General features: G+C 71.9%; 12 protein-coding genes and 1 pseudogene. 4 read left to right on the forward strand and 9 right to left on the reverse strand.

Annotated elements, in window-relative coordinates; genetic code table 11:
- Window positions 1-1,327: RICIN domain-containing protein (locus tag ACLEQD_RS14850; RefSeq protein WP_410384598.1), on the forward strand; the 1,327-nt coding region annotated here is incomplete at its 5' end.
- A gap of 87 nt (window positions 1,328-1,414) precedes the next feature.
- Here the strand turns inward: ACLEQD_RS14850 and ACLEQD_RS14855 are convergent.
- From ACLEQD_RS14855 to ACLEQD_RS14870, 4 genes are all read right to left on the reverse strand, one after another.
- Window positions 1,415-2,965, reverse strand: coding sequence for a DHA2 family efflux MFS transporter permease subunit (locus tag ACLEQD_RS14855; protein ID WP_410384600.1), 1,551 nt, complete (start codon window positions 2,963-2,965; stop codon window positions 1,415-1,417).
- 6 nt (window positions 2,966-2,971) lie between these two features.
- On the reverse strand, window positions 2,972-4,264 hold the full coding sequence (locus ACLEQD_RS14860) for an HlyD family secretion protein (protein WP_410384602.1): 1,293 nt from the start codon (window positions 4,262-4,264) through the stop codon (window positions 2,972-2,974).
- A gap of 48 nt (window positions 4,265-4,312) precedes the next feature.
- A complete protein-coding gene (locus tag ACLEQD_RS14865; protein ID WP_410384613.1) occupies window positions 4,313-4,819 on the reverse strand; it encodes a MarR family winged helix-turn-helix transcriptional regulator in 507 nt (168 codons plus the stop codon).
- Window positions 4,820-4,948: 129 nt separating this feature from the next.
- Window positions 4,949-6,055 carry a glycerophosphodiester phosphodiesterase family protein gene (locus ACLEQD_RS14870; RefSeq protein WP_410384615.1) on the reverse strand — a complete coding sequence of 369 codons (1,107 nt, stop codon included), beginning with the start codon at window positions 6,053-6,055 and terminating at the stop codon, window positions 4,949-4,951.
- 47 nt (window positions 6,056-6,102) lie between these two features.
- Between ACLEQD_RS14870 and ACLEQD_RS14875 the strand changes: the two genes are divergently transcribed.
- Entirely contained in the window at window positions 6,103-6,336 is a 234-nt protein-coding gene (locus ACLEQD_RS14875; protein ID WP_338265483.1) for a hypothetical protein, read from the forward strand.
- Here ACLEQD_RS14875 and ACLEQD_RS14880 read toward each other — a convergent pair whose 3' ends face one another.
- The 3 genes and pseudogenes from ACLEQD_RS14880 to ACLEQD_RS14890 all read right to left on the reverse strand — a co-directional run.
- A complete protein-coding gene (locus ACLEQD_RS14880; RefSeq protein ID WP_410384604.1) occupies window positions 6,337-6,789 on the reverse strand; it encodes a nuclear transport factor 2 family protein in 453 nt (150 codons plus the stop codon).
- Window positions 6,767-9,769: a type I polyketide synthase gene (locus tag ACLEQD_RS14885; protein WP_410384617.1), complete on the reverse strand. Its 3,003-nt coding sequence runs from the start codon at window positions 9,767-9,769 to the stop codon at window positions 6,767-6,769. The genes ACLEQD_RS14880 and ACLEQD_RS14885 overlap by 23 nt, the downstream gene beginning before the upstream one ends.
- 9 nt (window positions 9,770-9,778) lie before the next feature.
- Window positions 9,779-15,432: pseudogene (locus ACLEQD_RS14890) on the reverse strand (amino acid adenylation domain-containing protein); the annotation flags it as partial.
- 83 nt (window positions 15,433-15,515) lie between these two features.
- Here ACLEQD_RS14890 and ACLEQD_RS14895 point away from each other — a divergent pair.
- On the forward strand, window positions 15,516-16,052 hold the full coding sequence (locus ACLEQD_RS14895) for a metal-dependent hydrolase (RefSeq protein ID WP_410384606.1): 537 nt from the start codon (window positions 15,516-15,518) through the stop codon (window positions 16,050-16,052).
- 21 nt (window positions 16,053-16,073) lie between these two features.
- Here the strand turns inward: ACLEQD_RS14895 and ACLEQD_RS14900 are convergent, their stop codons facing one another.
- On the reverse strand, window positions 16,074-16,877 hold the full coding sequence (locus ACLEQD_RS14900) for a glutaminyl-peptide cyclotransferase (RefSeq protein ID WP_410384607.1): 804 nt from the start codon (window positions 16,875-16,877) through the stop codon (window positions 16,074-16,076).
- Between the two features lie 62 nt (window positions 16,878-16,939).
- Window positions 16,940-17,401: a response regulator gene (locus ACLEQD_RS14905; RefSeq protein ID WP_410384609.1), complete on the reverse strand. Its 462-nt coding sequence runs from the start codon at window positions 17,399-17,401 to the stop codon at window positions 16,940-16,942.
- 438 nt (window positions 17,402-17,839) lie between these two features.
- On the opposite strand from ACLEQD_RS14905, the gene ACLEQD_RS14910 reads away from it, so the two are divergent.
- Window positions 17,840-18,862 (forward strand): trypsin-like peptidase domain-containing protein (locus tag ACLEQD_RS14910; RefSeq protein WP_410384611.1); only part of this gene is annotated, 1,023 nt, incomplete at its 3' end.

Consider the following 18,862-nt stretch of genomic DNA (forward strand, 5'->3'; position numbering starts at 1 on the left):
GGCGGTGCGCGTGGAGGGGACGCTGCGCGCTCAGCTGGGCGAGCGCTTTGGCGGCGCGTGGATGAACGCGGACGGCAGCGCGCTGGTGGTGGGCGTGACGACGGACGCGGACGCGGAGGCCGTGCGCCGCGCGGGGGCGGTGCCCCGGAAGGTGAAGTACACGCAGGCGGAGCTGGAGGCGGTGAAGGCGGAGCTGGACCGTCACGCGGAGGCGGCGAACCGCACCGTGCACGCCTGGTACGTGGACGTGATGACCAACAGCGTCGTCGTGCTGGCGCAGGACTCCGCGCTGACGGGCGGCACGGACTTCGTGGCGAAGGCGGGCGTGAGGCACGCCGCGGTGCGCACGGTGCCCTCGCGCGAGGAGTTCAAGCCGGTGTACGACCTGCGCGGCGGTGACGCGTACTACCCGGGCAACGCGCGCTGCTCCATCGGCTTCCCGGTGTCGGGCGGCTTCGTGACGGCGGGCCACTGCGGCGGGCCGGGCACGGCCACCAGCGGCTTCAACGGCGTGGCGCAGGGCACGGTGGTGGCGGCCAACTGGCCCGGCAACGACTACGCCTGGGTGCGCACCAACGGCTCCTGGGCGTCGCAGCCGTGGGTGAGCAACTACGCGGGCGGCAACGTGCTGGTGTACGGGTCGCAGGAGGCGGGCCTCAACGCGTCCGTCTGTCGCTCGGGCTCCACCACCGGCTGGCGCTGCGGCGTCATCACGCAGAAGAACGTCACGGTGAACTACTCGGCGGGCCCGGTGTACGGCCTGACGGCGTCCAGCGCGTGCGCGGAGGGCGGCGACTCCGGTGGCTCGTGGCTGTCCGGCAACCAGGCGCAGGGCGTGACGTCCGGCGCGGGCGGCAACTGCACCTCCGGCGGCAACACCGTCTTCCAGCCGCTCAACCCCATCCTGGGCGCCTACGGCCTGTCGCTCACCACGACGGGCAGCGGCGGCTCCGGCGGGCCCATCATCGGCCTGGCGAACAAGTGCATCGACGTGCCGAACTCCAACACGGCCGACGGCACCCGCCTGCAGCTGTGGGACTGCAACGGCACCAACGCGCAGAAGTGGACCTTCATGTCGGACGGCACCGTGCGCGCGTTCGGCAAGTGCATGGACGTGGCCTGGGGCTCCAGCGCCAACGGCACCGCCATCCAGCTGGTGAGCTGCAACGGCAACCCGGCGCAGCAGTTCATCCTCTCCGGCGCGGGCGACCTGGTGAACCCCCAGGCCAACAAGTGCGTGGACGTGACGGGCGGCAACTCCGCCAGCGGCACCCCGCTCCAGCTCTGGGAGTGCAACGGCACCGCCGCGCAGAAGTGGCGCCGGTAGTCGTCCCCGGCAGCGCCTGAAACGAAGAAGCGCGGGCCCCCAACGCACCGGGGACCCGCGCTTTCTTGCTTCCAGGAGCCGCGCGCTCTAGTGCGCGCCCTCCACCTTCACGGTGGGGTCCGCCTTCTGGAGCATGGCCACCAGGATGAGGGCGCAGACGAACAGCATGGCGAGGATGAGGAAGTTCGCGTTGAAGGCCCGCACCAGCGCCTGGGCGCTGATGCGCTGGCTCAAGAGGCCGTAGGCGGCGCCCGTGGGGTTGAGCACGCCCCTCGCGGCCATGGCGCCCGTCATCGAGGCGACCTGCTCCTGGGCCACCTGCCCGTAGACGTCCACGTGCGAGGTGATGGCGGTGACGTTGGCCTGGGTGGAGCGGCTGAGCGCGCTGCTCATCCACGCGGTGCCAATGGAGCCGCCCAGCTCGCGGGTGAGGTTGAAGAGGCCCGACGCGTTGCCTCGCTGCTCCGGCCGCAGGTTGCTGAGCGCCATCACCGACAGCGGCACGAAGATGAAGCCCAGCGAGCAGGCGCGGATGAACACCGGCGTGATGAGGGTGATTTCATCCACGCGCGTGGTCAGGTGGCCGTTGGTCCACAGGGACAGGCTCACGCCCAGGACGCCGAAGCCGATGAGGAACCGGCCGTCCACCTTGCCGCCGAACTTGCCGATGAGCGGCATCAGCAGCACCTGGATGGCGCTGCCCTTGAGGAAGATGAGCCCGATGTCCAACGCCTCGTAGCGCATGACGGAGCCGCAGAAGAGGCTGAAGAGGAACGACCCGGAGAACAGCGCCGTGCCGACGAGGAAGTTCACCCCCGTGGCCGCGGAGTAGGAGCGGTTGCTGAACACGCGCAGGTCCACCACGGGACTGGGCGTCTCCAGCTCGTGGATGACGAAGGTGATGAGCGCGATGCCCGCGATGACCGCCAGCAATGTAATCAGCCGGCTGTCGAACCAGTCCTCGCGGTTGCCCTCCTCCAGCACGTACTGGAGGCACGCCATGCCCACCGCCAGGAGCGCGATGCCGTTGCGGTCCACCTTCTCCCTGGACACCTCGAAGTGGGGCTGTTCGATGGAGCGCCACGCCATGTACGCGGCGAAGAGGCCCACCGGCACGTTGATGAGGAAGATCCAGTGCCAGCTGGCCGCCTCAATGAGGAGGCCGCCCACGGTGGGCCCCAAGAGCGGGCCCGTCACGGCGCCCAGGCCGAAGAGGGCGCCCGCCATGCCGTGCTCCTCGCGCGGGTAGCGGGCGAAGAGGATGGCCTGGGACGTGGGGATGATGGCGCCGCCGCCCATGCCCTGGAGGATGCGGAAGGCCACCAGCGAGGGCAGGTTCCACGACAGGCCGCACAGCACGCTGGCCACCGTGAAGAGGAGGATGGAGAAGGTGAAGTACTTCCGGTAGCCGAAGCGGCGCTGCAGCCAGCCCGTCATCGGGATGACCACCACGTTGGCCATCATGTAGCCCGTGGACACCCAGGCGATCTGATCCAACGGCGTGCCGAAGCTCGCGCGGATGTCGCTCAGGGCCACGTTGACGATGGAGATGTCCAGCACGGACATCAGCGCCGCGGCCATGGCCGCGATGGTGATGCCCGCCTTGGAACCTTGGATGACGTCGCGGCGTGCGTCCACGGTGGGTTACTCCGCCTTCCGGGTGTCCGCCGCCGCGGTCCGCTGCGGCGGGGCTTCCGCGCCCGTGTCCACGGAGACATAGGCGCTCATGCCGGGCTTGATGGGCAGCGCCTTCAGGTCGCCGTCGAAGCGGATGAGCACCGGGATGCGCTGCACGACCTTCACGAAGTTGCCGGACGCGTTGTCGGGGGGCAGCAGGGCGAAGCGCGCGCCGCTGGCGCCCGCGAGGCTGTCCACGTGGCCCTTGAAGGAGTGGCCGCCGAAGGCGTCCACCTCCACGTCCACCGGCTGGCCCGGGCGCATCTCACCGACCTGGTCCTCCTTGAAGTTGGCGACGACCCAGATGTCGTCCTGCGGGACCACGGCCATCAGCGGGCGCTCCGGGCCCACCATCTGCCCCACCTCCACGGTGCGGCGGCTGATGATGCCGTCCACCGGGGCGCGCACCTGGGCGTAGGACACGGCGAGCTCCGCGAGCGTCCGCGCGGCGTGGGCCTGCTTGACGCGGGCCTCGGCGAGCTTCAGCGCGGCCTGCGCGGCCTGCACCTGCACGGGGGCCGTCTCCGCGGCGGACAGCTTGCCCTGCGCGGCCTCCAGGCCACCGGAGGAGCTCTGGATGCCGGCCTCGGTGGAGCTCAGGCGCGCGCGGGACTGGTCCAGGGCGGCCCTGGCCGTGTCATACGCGGCCTGCCGGGTGTCCAGGTCCGACTGGGACAGCGCGCCCTGCTCGCGCAGCTGCTTCACGCGGCCCAGGTCCGTCTCCGCCAGCTTGAAGCGCGCCTCGGACGCGACCACGTCCGCGCGGGCCTGGTCCAGCGCGGCCTTGGAGGAGCTGATGCCGCTGGAGGCCTGGGTGACGCCGGCGCGGGCCTGGCGCAGGTTGGCGCCCGCGTTGGCCTCCGTGAGGGTGAGCTGGGCCTGGGCGTTGGACAGCTGGGCCTCGGCGCTCATCACGTCCGCGCGGGCGACCTCCAGGCGGGCGTCCAGGTCCGCGTGGTCCAGCTCCACCACCACGTCGCCGGCCTTCACCGCCTGGTTGTCCTTCACCAGCACGCGGGCCACCTGTCCGGACACGCGCGGCGACACGTTGGCGATGCGGCCTTCGACCTGGGCGTCATCGGTGGACTCGTGGCCGTGGGTGAGCAGGAAGCGCGCGCCTCCGCCCAGCACCGCCACGCCCACGAGGATGGGCAGCACCTGCTTCGCGCGGGAGCGCTTCGCGGGCTTCGCGGGCTTCGCGGCGGCGGGGGCGTCGATGGAGGGGGCGGCTTCCAGGGATTCGGCGGTACGGGTCGTCATGGTTGTTGCTCGGTACGGCTGCTGTTGAAGAAGGGGTGTGGGGAGGCTTCAGGGGTCCCGCAGGGCGGGGATGCCGGAGGACACCTTGGCGAGCAGGTCGCGGAGCGTGTCCCGCTCCTCCAGGCTCAAGGGAGCCATGAGCGCGGCGATGCGGCGGTAGTGGTCGGGCATCATGCCCAGGATGAACTCGCGGCCCTTGGAGGTGAGCTGCACGGAGTACATGCGCCGGTCCTCGGGGTGGTCCGTGCGGGAGATGAAGCCGTCCTTCTCCAGCGTGTCCAAAAGCCCCGTGATGGTGGCGCGGCTGCACCGCGACAGCTCCGCGAGCTCCGCGGGGCGCAGCGTCTCCCCCGCGTCCTCCGCCGCGAAGAGCTGCACCAGCACGACGAAGCGTCCGTGGGACACGCCATGCCGCGCGAAGTGCGCCTCGTAGGCCTCGGTCAGCTCATTGGAGAGGCGGAGCATCGTCAGGCAGGTCTCGATGGCGCTCGGGTCGAGCGCGGGAAACCGCTTGGCCATCTGCTTCAGCCGCTCGTAGCGGGGCACGAGCTTCATCGGCGTGGCGTTCTTGGGACGGGGAGTGGACAAGACGCGGCGTCTAGTAAGGCCCCTAACGATTTTCCGCAAGTTGATTCGTCGCCTGACTAAATCCTTGATTTCCCGACCGGGAGCTGGACCGTCTGGCTACTCGGCCGCGTGTGCATCCGCGGCCGTGGGAGGCGTGTCCAGGAGGAGAACAGCGCGCAGTCCGGGATGACGTTCCTGCATGGAGCGCACGGCGCGCAGGTCGAAGGACTGCACGTCCGCCCGTTGAACGAGCCCCGCGTCCTGGATGACCTGGGCGACCGCGTCGCCGTGGGCTGGCTCGACGGCGGTCAGCGATGACGTCCGTTTCAGCTCCACATTGAAGCGGACGCGCCGGGCGCTCCGGGCGCGGAGCGGATCGCGGGCGTCGTGCGCGGCGTCCGCCTGGTCCGCCGCGAAGGCGAACACCTGGCGCAGCGTGGGGACGCTGTAGGGGGCCGGGAGTCCCGCGCGGGCGGCGAACGCGACGGCTTCGGGCGAGCGGGCGCGGTCGTTCGTCTGCTCCGGGCGGTCCGCGAGGAGCCGGTCGCAGACGAAGGCGGCCTGGAGCCGCGCGACGGTGAGGGTCGCGATGGGAATGGGAGCCGCGAGCGGGCTTCCATCCGCGTGGCGGCACTTCACCGGGGACAGGTCCGGGTCGTGGGAGAGCACGGGGACGCCGTCGGCGGTGAGGACGGTGTCCAGCTCCAGCGTGGTCATGTGGAAGTCGAGCGCGGCCTCGAAGGCGGGCAGCGTGTTCTCCGGCCGCAGGCTCCGCGCGCCCCGGTGGCCCTGCGCATCGAAGCGCTCCGGGTCGATGAGCCCGTCCGCGTCCAGCAGGTCCCCGGGAGTGCCGTCCCCGTTGGCGTCGAAGTCGCGCACCGCCCGCGCGAGGAGGTCCGGCCGGTCGCTGATGATGCCGTCCACGCCGCGCCGGAGCAGGGCCTGCATCGTGGGCACGTCGTTCACTGTCCAGACGATGACGGGGTGCCCCGAGGCGTGGAGGCGCTCCAGGTCGATGCCGCCTCCAGGCTGGAGCAGCCGGGCGTCCGGGGCGCAGCCGGGGGCCCTGCCGCGAGCGTGCGCACGCAGGGTGTCCATGAGGCGCACCGTGGGGTCGTCCGCTGGCGTGCGGGAGGTCCGGCCGGTCCGCGTGCAGGCGCAGGCGAGGCACGCGAGGAGCACCGCGAAGGCGCGGCGCGGGAACCACCGGGGGGACAAGGCCATGCGCACGGGCTGCCTTCCTTCCTGAAGCCGGTTAGGAAGCTGAAGCGATGGACGTGAAGGATGCCACCGTGCAGGCAGCGCTGCGTCAGGCTTGCGACGACGCGGGCCTGCCCTTGTCCCTGCGGGGCTGCGTGTATCCGCTGCTGCGGGACCCGGAGGGCGACTGGCCTCCGTGCTGCGGCGGAGGCTGCATGCCGTGCACGTCCACGCTGGCGGACGTGGCGCTGCGCACGCTGGAGCTGCTGGGCACGCCGCGACGCTCGCCCCTGCCTCCGGGGTGATCAGCGGTCCGCGTGGTCCACCAGCACCTCCTTGCGCGGGAGCGACCAGTGCATCTGGACCATCCGCCACTCGGTGCCCCGGCGCTCGAAGGCGCAGGCCACGCGGATCCCCTCGAAGGTGACGGGCCCGCTGCCTCCGACGAAGGAGACGTCCATCGCGGACACCGTGAGGCACGCCATCGTGGAGGGCGCGGCCCCTCCGTGCCAGAGCTGCTCCGAGCGCAGCGTCACGCGGAGGTCCCGCAGGCTCCCGAACTGGGTGCGGAAGGAGTGCTCCACCTGCTGCCAGCCGATGAAGTGGAGGTTGGAGTGCGTGCCCACGACCACGATGTCGTCGTCGTGCCAGAACAGCCTGGACAGCGCCTCCACGCTCCCGCGCTCATAGGCCTCCACGAACGCGGTGAAGCGCCGTGAGAGCTCCGTCCTCCATTCATCCCGCGTCGAGGTCGTCACGTGCCGTGTCCCTTCCCGCGGTCAGGTGCTCCCGGATGAGCCGCGCCACCTCCGCCACGGCGGGCTCCTCCATGACGGTGAAGTGATTGCCTTGCACGTCGTGGGTCTGGAACGGAGCGGTCGTCAGCGCCTGCCACCATGCCGCCGCGTGCGAATCCAGCACCGCGTCCCGCTCCGAGGCCCGCAGGTACACGAGCGGCACCGCGTGACGTCCCGGCGCGTACGCCGCGATGGCCTCGTTGGTCGCGAGCACCACGTCGCGCAGCCTCGCGTCGAGCTCCATCGCCGTCCGCAGCCCGTCCGCCGCGCGCGGGGAGATCTCCTGGAACGCATCGATGAGCCGGAGCACGTCCCCCACGCTCCGGATGCCCAGCCTGCGTGAGTCGTCCACCGTCACCGTGTCGATCTGGATGACGCCCGCCACGGAGTGGCCGCGCTCCAGCAGCACGGCCGCCATCTCGTACGCGATGACGCCGCCCGATGAATGGCCGCCCAGCCAGAAGGGGCCCTGGGGCTGGAACGTCAGCAGCTCGTCCACGTACGTGCGCGCCATCGCCGGCACGTCGCGGTAGAGCACCTCGCCCGGCTCCAGCCCCGACGCGCGGAACGCGTGCACCGGGAGGTCCGCGCCCAGCCGCTTCGCCAGCGGCAGGTACGTGTAGACGGTGCCGCCAATGGGCTGCACCAGGAACAGCGGCGTCCGTCCGCGCCGTCCCGCCTGCAGCTCCATCCGCAGCGGCGCCTCCTTGAGGAGCGGCCTCCCCGTCCGCTCCAGCTCCTCCTGGACCGCGTGCACCCAGGCGCCCAGCGTGGGGTGCTCCAGCACCGCGTGCAGCGACAGGGTCACGGACAGCCGCGACTTGAGCTCGCGGTTGAGCTGCACGACCAGGAGGGACGTGCCGCCCAGCTCGAAGAAGTGGCTGTCCGGCGTCAGCGTGTCCACGCCGAGCAGCTCCTTCCAGAGCGCCTCCATGGAGGCCCGCACCTCCTCGCGGCTCAGGGGCCGGGGCCCGGTCTTGATGGGGGGCCGTGCGGGCGGTGGGGCCTTCTCCGCCAGCGAGTAGCGCTTGCGCTCGAAGGGATACGTCGGCAGCACGACGCGCCTGCGCGGTCCGCTTCCGCGCACCTGGCTCCAGTCCACGGGGAAGCCCACGGACCAGAGCTGTCCCACGGCCTGGAGCAGCGCCTGTTCATCGCGCTCCGCCAGGTGCCGCCGTCCCGCGCGCGCGCCGAGCGTGTGCAGCACCAGCCGCTCCCGCCCCACCCGGGGGTTCAGCTGCGTCAACGTGGAGAGGGTCCGTCCCGGCCCCACCTCCACGAAGATCCGCTCACGGTCCTCCAGCAGCAGCTCCAACCCCGTGGAGAACCGGACCGTGTGCCGCAGGTGGCGGGCCCAGTACGTGGGGTCGCGCGCGTCGTCCCCGGTCAGCCAGGTGCCGGTGACGTTGGAGACCAGGGGAATCGCTGGGGACTTCGGGCGCATCGTCCGGGCCAGCTCCGTGAGCGGCTGCATCGCCGGCTCCACGAGCGCGGAGTGGAACCCTCTCGTGCGCGGCAGCCACTTCGTCCTCACGCCCCGCTCCTGCAAACGCGCCGCGAAGTCCTCCAACGCCTCCAGCGTGCCGGCCACCACGCACTGGCCGGGGCCGTTGACCGCGGCCAGGGACAGCGCGGGTGGCAGCTCCTGCGTCAGCACGGCTTCCGACAGGGGCACGGCCAGCATGCCGGAGGGCGGCAGCGCGTCGCAGAGCCGGCCGCGCAGCGCGACCAGCGACACGGCCTGCTCCAGCGACAGGACGCCGGAGAGACAGGCGGCGGCGTATTCGCCCAGGCTGTGCCCCAGCAGGCTCGTCGGGTGGAGGCCCCAGGCGCCCAGCAGCTTCGCCAGCGCGTACTCCGTCGTGAAGATGGCGGCCATGCCCAGCGAGGGCGCACGGAGCGCCTCCTCCGCACGCGTCCCGTCATCGGCCGTGAGCAGCGCGGCGCGAAGGTCGCGCTCCACCTCCCGGCCGAAGTGCGCGGCGCATTCGTCGAAGGCTTCTCGGTACGCCGGAGCGCGCCGGTACCACTCCACGCCCATGCCCGGCTCCTGCGTGCCCGTCCCCGGGAACAGGAAGCACACCTCCGGGAGTGGAGTGGAAGCGAGCTGCGCGGAGCCGTCCCGCCGGAGCTCCGCGATGGCCTCCTCGGGGGTCTCGCAGGTGATGGCGCGCCGGTACCCGAACGCCGTCCGGCCTTCCTGCAACGTGTACGCGACGTCCGCCAGTGACTGCCCGGGATGCCGCTCCAGGTGATCCGCGAGCCGCCGCGAGGCCGCGCCCAGCGCCTCCCCGCTCCGCGCCGAGAGCGTCAGCACCTCCATCGCCGTGCCCGCGGCGAGGACCTTCGCGGACGGCGCTTCCTCCAGGACGACGTGCGCGTTCGTCCCGCCAATGCCAAACGAGCTGACCCCCGCGAGGCGCGGGAAGCCCTCGGGCACGGACCACGGCCGCCCCTCCCGGCGCACGACGAAGGGGGAACGCTCCAGGCCCGCCTCCGGATGCGCGTGCTCGAAGTGGACGGTCCCCGGAAGGAAGCGGTGCTCCAGGGCCAGCGTCGTCTTGATCAACCCCGCCACCCCGGCCGCCGAGTCCAGGTGCCCCACGTTGCTCTTGAGCGCCCCCAGGACGACCGCGGGCTCGGACGCCTCACGCGCTCCGAAGGCGAGCCGCAGCGCCTGGACCTCCAGCGGGTCGCCCAGCGGCGTCGCCGTGCCGTGGGCCTCCACATAGGTGATGTGGCGGGGGGCCACGCCCGCGTCGGCGTGGGCACGCGTGATGACGTCGCGCTGTCCCTCCACGCCCGGGGCGGTGAAGCCGACCTTGGCGTTGCCGTCGTTGTTGATGGCCGAGCCCCGGATGACGGCCTGGATGGAGTCCCCATCCCGCAGCGCGTCCTCCAGCCGCTTGAGCACCACGATGCCGACACCGCTGGAGGGCACCGTCCCCTGCGCCTTCGCGTCGAAGGGACGGCAGTGCCCGTCCGGAGACGTGATGCCGCCCTGCTCGTGGAGGTAGCCGGCCGGACCGGACGCGAAGAGGGAGACGCCCCCCGCCAGGGCCACGTCGGACTCGCCGGTGCGCAGGCTCTGGCAGGCCAGGTGCACGGCCACCAGCGACGTGGAGCAGGCGGTCTGCACCGTGAGCGCGGCCCGCGCAGGCCCAGTTGATATGCCGTCGCCGTGGCGAGGAACTGCCACGGATTGCCCAGGATGGACCGGTACGCCTCCGCGGCCACGGACAGGGAGCGGAAGCGCGGCAGCACCTGGTCCAGCCAGTAGCGCGGCACCCCGGAGCCCGCGAACAACCCCGCCTTGCCGGACAGCCGCTTCGGGTCGTAGCCCGCCGTCTCGAGCGCCTCCCAGGCGCACTCCAGGAACACGCGCAGCTGCGGATCCATCAACCGCGCGTCCAGGGGGCTGTAGCCGAAGAACGCGGCGTCGAAGGACTCCGCGTCCTCCAGCAGCCCCGAGGCCCGGACATACGCGGGGTCGTCCAGGAGCTGGGGGTCCTCGCCCGCGGCGAGCAGCGCCTCCCGGCTGAAGCGGGAGAGGCCCTCGCGCCCCTCCACCAGCAGCGTCCACAGCGCATCGACGCTGGGGGCTCCCGGGAACCGCCCCGCGCTGCCGATGACGGCGATGTGCTCCGAACGCGCGGGGCTTCGCTGGGGCTCCGGTGCCGGCTCCGGTGCCGGGCGCGGGCGGGAGTCCGCGTCCAGGTGCCGCGCGAGGGCTTCGAGCGTCGGGAACTGGAACAGCGTGGCCATGCTCACGCGGAGGCCCAGCTCCGAGGCCAGCGCGGACTGGACCCGCGCGAGCAGCAGCGAGTTGCCGCCCGCGTCGAAGAAGCCCTCCTGCCTGCCCACGCGTTCCACGCCGAGAATCCGGCACCAGATGCGCTCCAGCGCCTGCTCCCGCTCCGAGGCCTGAGCGGCGTCGGGAGCGGCCTGGGCCCTGACGGAAGGCAGCGGCAGCGCGCTGCGGTCCAGCTTGCCCGTGGGCCCCAGCGGGAACGCGTCCAGCAGCACCAGCTCCCGGGGGACCATGTGCGGTGGAAGCGTCTCGCCCAGCGAGTCCCTGAACGCGGGCGTCAGCAACCGTGACGCCGTGGCGGCATCCCGGGGGATGACGTAGCCCACGAGGTGCCGCTCTCCCGCGAGCAGCCGGGGTTCGACCACGGCGTCGCGGACGTCGGGATGCTTGCGCAGCGCCGCTTCGATTTCGCCCAGCTCGATGCGGAAGCCGCGCAGCTTGAGCTGGCGATCCGACCGTCCGTGGAAGTCGATGCGGCCGTCCGGCCGGTGGCTGGCGACGTCACCGCTCTTGTAGAGGCGGGCGCCCGGCTCCGCGCTGAAGGGATGGGGGATGAACCGCTCCGCGTCGAGCTCCGGCCGGTTCAGGTAGCCGTGCGCCAGCCCCTTGCCTCCGATGTAGAGCGCGCCACGCACGCCCACGGGGACGGGCGCCAGCGCTTCATCCAGCAGGTAGACCTCGTAGCCCGGAAGCGGCGTCCCGATGGGGTACGGGCCCTGGCCCGCGGTGCACTCCGTGCTCGTCGTGAAGACCGTGGCCTCGGTAGGCCCATAGACCTGGAGGAACCGGCGGCCTGGAGCCCAGGTGTCCACGAGCCGCGCGGGAAGCTCCTCGCCGCCAATCGCGAGCGTCTTCAGGTCCGGGAGCGCCCGCCACGCCATGGAGCCCAGCGCCGCCGGCGTGAACATCGCGATGTGGATGCGCTGTTGCTCCAGGAAGTCCGCCAGCTCCTCACCGGCGGCCACGTCCTCCTGGTCCATCAGGCACAGCGTGGCGCCGGAGGAGAGCGCCGGGAAGATCTCCCCGACGGAGAAGTCGAAGCCGAACCGGGAGCACTGCGCCACGCGCTTTCCCGGTGCGAAGCCGAAGTCGGAGGCCACGGTCCCGGACAGGTGCACCGCGCTCCGGTGACCGATGCGCACGCCCTTGGGTTGGCCCGTGGAACCGGAGGTGTAGATGACGTACGCGAGGTCCTCCCCGGTGACGTGGACCCGAGGATTCTCCTCCGAGCCACCGCGCACCTGCTCCAGCGCGACCACCGGAGCGCCCGCGCCGTCCATGAGCGCGCGCGTCGCCTGCTGCGCGAGGATGCAGCTCAGCCCCGCGTCCCGCGCCGTGAACTCCAGCCGCGCCCGGGGATACGCGGGGTCCAGCGGCACGTAGGCCGCGCCCGCCTTCAGCACCGCCAGCATGGCGGTGATCAGCTCGAAGGAGCGCTGGAGGCACACCCCCACGAAGGCTCCGGGCCCGATGCCCTGCGACTGGAGGTGATGCGCCAGCCGGTTCGCCTCCGCGTTCAGGGCCCGGTAGCTCAGGGTGCGGCCCTGGAAGACGAGGGCCGGCGCGTCCGGCGTGCGCTCCACCTGCGCTTCGAACGGGTGATGCAGGCAGTCCGCGTGCGCCAGGTCCTCCACGGGCCCCTGCGCCCATTCGAGCAGCCGCGTCTGCTCCGCTTCGGAGAGCAGGGGCAGCGCCGCCACCGGCCGCTCCGGGTCGCGCACGGCCTCGCGCAGCAGCGTCACGAAGTGGTCGCCGAGCTGGTGGATCATCCAGGGCTCGAAGACGTCCAGCGCGTACTCCCACCGCACGGACATGCCGTCTGGCCGCTCATCCAGCTCGATGGAGAGGTCCAGCTTCGACGTCCCCGTGTCGATGTCATGGGGCTCCACCCGCCAGCCCGACTCCGGCACCGCGATGCGTGGCTCCAGCGTGCAGGACACCTGGAACAGCGGGTTGGCGCCAGGGATGCGCGGCGGGTTCACCGCCTCCACGATGCGCAGGAGCGGCGCGTCCTGATGTTCGAGCGCCTCCAGACAGACGCGGCGCACCTGCGCCAGCAGGCCCCGGACGCTCAGCCCGGCGGAGAAGCGCAGCCGCAGCGGCAGCAGGTTCACGAAGTGCCCGGAGATGGCCTGCGACTCCTCGCGGCTCCGTCCGGAGAAGGCGCCTCCGACCAGCAGGTCCTCCGCGCCGGAGTAGCGGTGCAGCAGCGCCCCCAGCGCCGCCAGCACCGTCATGAAGAGCGTGGCGTCCTCGCCGCGCCCCAGCGCCTTCACCGACTCCAGCAGGTCCCTGGGGATCCGCGCGACGTGCTTCGCCCCCCGGAAGCTCGGGACCGGAGGCCGCGCATGCTGCGTGGGCAGCTCCAGGTGCGGAGCCCCCGCGAGCGCCTGCCTCCACCAGTCGAGGTGCGGCGCGATGGCCTCCTGGTATCCAGGCCCCTGCTGCCAGACGGCGAAGTCGCCGTACTGGAGCCGCAAGGGCGGCGGCGCAAGCACCTCCGACAGGTAGAACCGATGCAGCTCCTGGAGGAACGCCGCCATCGTGAAGCCATCCACGACGAGGTGATGCATCACCAGGAAGAGACGGCTCTCCGTCGCGCTCAACCGGATCCACGTCGCCCGCAGCAGCGGCCCGTGCTCCAGGTCGAAGGGCGCACGCGCCTCCTGGGTGGCCAGGCGCGACGCCTTCGCGCTCCGCAGTCCTTCGGGAAGGGCGCGCAGGTCCACGCGTCGCAGGTGGAACGGCACTTCGGCTTCCACCCGCTGGCAGGGACCGTCCGGCGTGGAGCCGAAGGTCGTTCGCAGCACCTCATGCCGGGCGATGAGGGACAGGAACGCGCGCTCCAGCGCGTCGGGCTGGAGGTCGCCGGGCAGGTGCAGCGTGAAGGGCTCGTTGTAGACGGCGCTCCGGGGCGCCACCTGCTCCAGGAGCCACAGTTGCCGCTGGGCCTCCGACAGCGGCAGGGGCCGCGTCCGGTCCACCGGGACGATGGGGGGCAGCGCGGGGCGCCGACCCTCGTTCCGTGCCGGCTCCAACAGCCGCGCCAGCTCCGCGATGCTCGGACTGTCGAAGAGCGTCCACACGGGCAGGCGGACGGACACCGCCTGCTCCAGCCGCTCGATGAGGCGGATCGCGAGCAGCGAGTCCCCGCCCGACTCCATGAAGCGGTCCTGCCGTCCGGCCTGCCGCGTCCCCAGGACCTCCGACCAGACGCGCGCGATCTCCTGCTCCAGCGGCGTGCGCGGCGCCTCGCCCTCCCCGCTCCCGAAGCGCGGCGCCGGAAGCAGCTGGCGCTCCACCTTGCCACTGGAGTTGAGCGGCAGCCGGTCCAGCACCATGACCGCATGCGGGAGCATGAAGTCCGGCAGCTTCGAGCCCAGATACGCGCGCAGCTCCGCGTCCTCCAAGGTCGCGCCTTCACGCCGTGAGACATACGCGACGAGCCGCTTGTCACCGGGAGCCGCCTCGTGCACCCGGACCACGGCGTCACCGACCCGGGCGTGCGCGCGCAGCACGCTTTCAATCTCCCCCAGCTCGACCCGCGCGCCGCGAATCTTCACCTGGTGGTCCACCCGCCCCAGGAACTCCAGGTTGCCGTCCTCCAGCCACCGCGCCCGGTCTCCCGTCCGGTACATCCGCGCCCCGGGCGCGTCGCTGAACGGATCCGGAAGGAACCGCTCGCCGGTCAGGGCGGGCCGGTTCAGGTAGCCCCGCGCGAGCCCCTCCCCGCCCAGGTACAGCTCCCCCGCCTCGCCCACGGGCAGCGGCCTCCCCGCGTCATCCAGGACGTGCAGCTGGAGCCGCGCGAGCGCCCTGCCGATGGGGATGGACACGCCCGGAGCCGGAGGCGCGGGGAGCTCATACGCCGTCGCGGAGGTGGTGCACTCGGTGGGGCCGTAGCTGTTGAGCAGCCGCTGGGGCCTTCCCTGCGCCATGACTCGCGCCACCCACCTGGGGTCCAGCACGTCGCCGCCCACCATCAAGACGCGGAGCCCGCCGAACGCGTCTGGAATGGCCGCCGCCAGTTGATGGAACAGCGACGTGCTCAGCACCGCGGCGGAGATGGCCTCACGCCGGAGCTTCGCCGCGAGGAGCGGGGGCGACAGCAGGGTCTCCCGTGAAACCAGACACAACGTCGCGCCATTCAGGAGCGCGCCCCAGACCTCCAGCGTCGAGGCATCAAAGGCATACGACGCGGCCTGGAGCACGCGGTCCTCGCGCCGGAAGCCCATGAACCCCGCATCCAGCACCAGCCGCGCCACGCCCCGGTGCGGGATGCACACGCCCTTGGGGCTGCCCGTGGAGCCCGACGTGTAGAGGATATAGGCCAGCGAGTCCGGCCCCGCCCCGCCCTTCACGTTCACGGCATCGCGTTCGTCTGGAGGCTCGTCCGCGGTGGGCGCCTCGACGACGTGCCCCTGGAAGCGCAGTCCCTGGACTGCCTCGCGCCGTCCAACGAGGACCCGCATCCCGGAGTCCTCCACCATCGCGGCGAGCCGCTCTGAAGGATGGCTCGGCTCCAGCGGCAGATAGGCGCCTCCTGCCTTCAGGATGCCCAGCAACCCCACCAGGGTCGCCGGAGTGCGGTCGACGTGGATGCCCACCGGCTGGTCAGGCCCGACGCCCAGGGCCTGGAGCCGCCGTGCCAGCCGGTTCGCGCGCCGGTTGAGGGTGTCATAGCTGAGCACCCCCTCCTCTGAATGCACCGCCACGGCTTCGGGGGTGTCTCGTACATGCAACTCAAACAACGTGGCGAGGTCCGGCCCCGGGCGCGCGGAGATGAAATTCATGACGAGTCATTGCCCCCACCTTCTCAACGCACAGGGCCGGGAACCTTCGCCCGGCCCCCGGTATGACGTACGCTGGGGCACCCATGAGCCCCATCGTCCACGCCGAACTGTCCTGGCTCCTGGCGCAAGGCCTGCGCGAGCGGCGTGACCGCCTCCTGGTCACCTGCGCGGGGCTGGCGCCGGACCTGGATGGTCTGTCATTGCTGGCAGGTGAAGAGTTCTATTCGCGTTATCACCACGTGATTTTTCATGGCTACGTGGGAGCGCTCGTCACGCTGGCGGTCTGTACGGCATTGGCACGGCAGCGAGCAGCCGTGGCCCTGCTGTCGGTGGCTGCATTCCACGGTCATCTGCTGTGCGACCTTGCCGGGAGCGGGCCCGGCTGGCCCATCCACTATCTGTGGCCCCAGAGCCTGGAGGCGTGGTCCTGGTCCGGCCAGTGGAACCTGGCCTCGTGGCAGAACTCGCTCATTGGACTGGCCGCGACGCTGGCGTGTCTGGCGTGCGCCCTGCCCTTCCAGCGGACCGCGCTGGAGCTGCTGTCACCGCGCTGGGACGCGGAGGTGGTCCGCACGCTGCGGCGGCGCTTTTCCAGACAGGGTGATTCCGGCCCGGCCTGAAGCGGGCTGTCTGGAAAGGGCCTACGGCGTGGCGGCGGGCCCCACCAGGGTCACCTCGAAGAGGTCGGGCCACAGCTTGCCGGTGAGGAACAGGCGGCCGGTGCCGGGCTCCAGCGCGATGCCGTTGAGCACCGCCTCATAGCTGTGCACCCGCCCGCGCACCGCCCGCGCCAGCGCCGACGCGTCGATGACCGCCAGCACGCGGCCCGTCGCATAGTCAATCTTCAGGATGCTGTTGGAATGCCAGACGTTGGCGTAGACGCCGTCCTCCGCGCACTCCAGCTCGTTGAGCATTTCCTGCGGCACGCCCTGCAACGTCACCCGCACCTGGGACTTCACGTGGAAGTCCTTCGGGTCGTGGAAGCGCAGCGTGGACGTGCCGTCGCTGCGCACCAGCTGGCCCCGCCAGTAGCACAGGCCCCAGCCCTCGCCCGCGTAGGCCACCTGCTTCTCCCGCGCGGGCGGCGTGCCGTTCCACACGTAGAGCGTCTCGTCCTGCCAGGTGAGCTGGTACAGCCGCTCGCCGTCGCTCGCGAGCCCCTCCGGGAACACGTCCGGCAGGGACTCCTTCCACAGGGGCGCCGCCTGCTCCAGCGAGATGCGGCGCAGGTCGCCCTTCTCACCGGTGCTCTCGTAGAGCTGGCCCTGGTGGAACTGGAGCCCCTGCGTGAACGCCGCGGGGTCGTGCGGATACGTGTGGACGATGTTCACCGCCAGCCGCTGGGGCGTGGCCTCCGGGGCGCCCGCGTCCGGCGTCTGGCGCTGCGTGGGCGCGCACGCCAGGCACAGCAGGGACCACGACAGGGACCAGGGGAGGCGGCGCATGGGCTTCCTTGCGACAAGCCGGCTTCACGAGCGGCGGGCCGCGCCACCTTAGCGCGCCGGCACTACGCGCGCGTCACCGCGAGGGCCACTTCCACGGCGCCGCGCAGCTCGTCCATGTCGAACGGCTTGTTGAGCACACAGGCGGCCCCCAGGCGCAGGGCCTCGCGGTGCAGCTGCACGTCGCCGAAGGCGGTGATGAGGATGACCGGCGTGGTCCACTGCTCGCGCCGCAGCCGGGCGAGCACCTCCAGCCCCGTGAAGCCCGGCATGCGCACGTCGGTGATGATGAGGTCGGGCGCGCGCGACTCCTCGGCCGTCAGCCCCTCGACGAGGACGCGCACCAGGCCCGGCCCGTCCGCCGCCTCCACCACCTCGTAGCCGCGCCGCACCAGCATCTTGCGGATGAGCGTGCGCATCTCCAGTTGATCATCCGCGACCAGGATGCGCGGGGCCCGGGCGGGCTCGGAGTGGGGGTCTTCCCAGGCCGCGCCGCGCGCGACCCCTTCCGTCTGCTCGTGCACCATGGGCGTGGACTCCTGAAGGGGTTGAAGGTTCCGCGGCGGTGACGCTCGCGAGGGACCCCCGGCTTCAAGAGCATCCGCCGTGCCATGCCCGGAGGGGGCCGTGGCGATGGGGCGTGGGGCATGCCGCCCCCGGGCGAAATGCCCCGGATGGGGCACTTTGCCCCGCGTCCGGAGGCCCTCCGGGGCCGGGCTCCCCTCTGAAGGGGGGCGCTGGAGGGGTTGGCCCACGGACTGCAATGAGGTCCGGGCGTCGGACCGGATGCGGGGCTTCCTCCAAGAGCTCCCTTCAGGCAGCTGGGCCACCGGTGGCTCCCGGTGTCGCTGGTGGAACGGGACCGCTGCCTCCTTCCCAGGGTGCCCACCGCATCCGGTTCGACTCTTTTCCCCCCTCTCCGTCCGGAAGGCCCGCTTTCCGGCCGCCACCAAGGAGAACGCACGATGGTCCGTACGCTTCCGTCCCGCCGCCACCTTGCCCGCGCGCTCACGCTGATGCCCCTGGTCGCCCTGGGGGCCTGCAAGCCGGCCGCGGACGTGGCCCCTCCCTCCCGCCCCACGCTGTCGCTCAAGGCGGGCTCCATGCAGACGGCCACCACGCCGTCGGGCGCGAAGGTGGAGCCGGCGGTCTACACGCCCACGCCGGGGTCGCCCGGCGCGCTCATGTCGCTGGCGCCGCTGGTGGACACGGTGAAGGGCGCGGTGGTGAACGTGGAGGTGCGGGCCCGCGCCCGGCCCGCGATGGGCGGGATGATGCAGGGCCTTCCCCCCGGCCTCGCCGAGCGCTTCGGCATGCAGGGCGGACAGAGCCCCTTCGGCGAGGGCGGCGCGCCCGCGAAGCAGGGGGTGGGGTCGGGCTTCGTCATCGACCCGTCCGGCCTGGTGCTCACGAACAACCACGTGGTGGAGGGCGCGGACCTCGTCCGGGTGAAGCTGGAGGACGGGCGCGCGTTCGACGCGGAGGTGCTGGGCCGCGACTCGCTCACGGACGTGGCGCTGCTCCAGTTGAAGGGCGTGTCCGGGAACCTGCCGTTCGTGAAGCTGGGGGACTCGGATGGCCTGCGGGTGGGCGACCCCGTGATGGCCATTGGCAACCCGTTCGGGCTCGCGTCGAGCGTGAGCGCGGGCATCCTGTCCGCCCGGGCGCGCGACATCCACGCGGGGCCGTATGACGACTTCCTGCAGACGGACGCGGCCATCAACCCGGGCAACTCCGGCGGCCCCCTCTTCAACATGAGGGGCGAGGTGGTGGGCATGAACACGGCCATCATCGGTGGCGCGACGGGCATCGGCTTCGCGGTGCCGGCGAACCTCATCCAGGCGCTCCTGCCGCAGCTCCAGGAGACGGGCGTGGTGCGCCGGGGCTGGGTGGGCCTGGCGGTGCAGGACCTCACGCCGGAGCTGGCGCGCGCGCTGCGCGTGGACGCGGCGAAGGGCGCGGTGGTGGCCGGCGTCTCCGCGGGCGGG

The organism is Corallococcus sp. 4LFB (genome assembly GCF_046520365.1).
GTDB lineage: Bacteria > Myxococcota > Myxococcia > Myxococcales > Myxococcaceae > Corallococcus > Corallococcus caeni.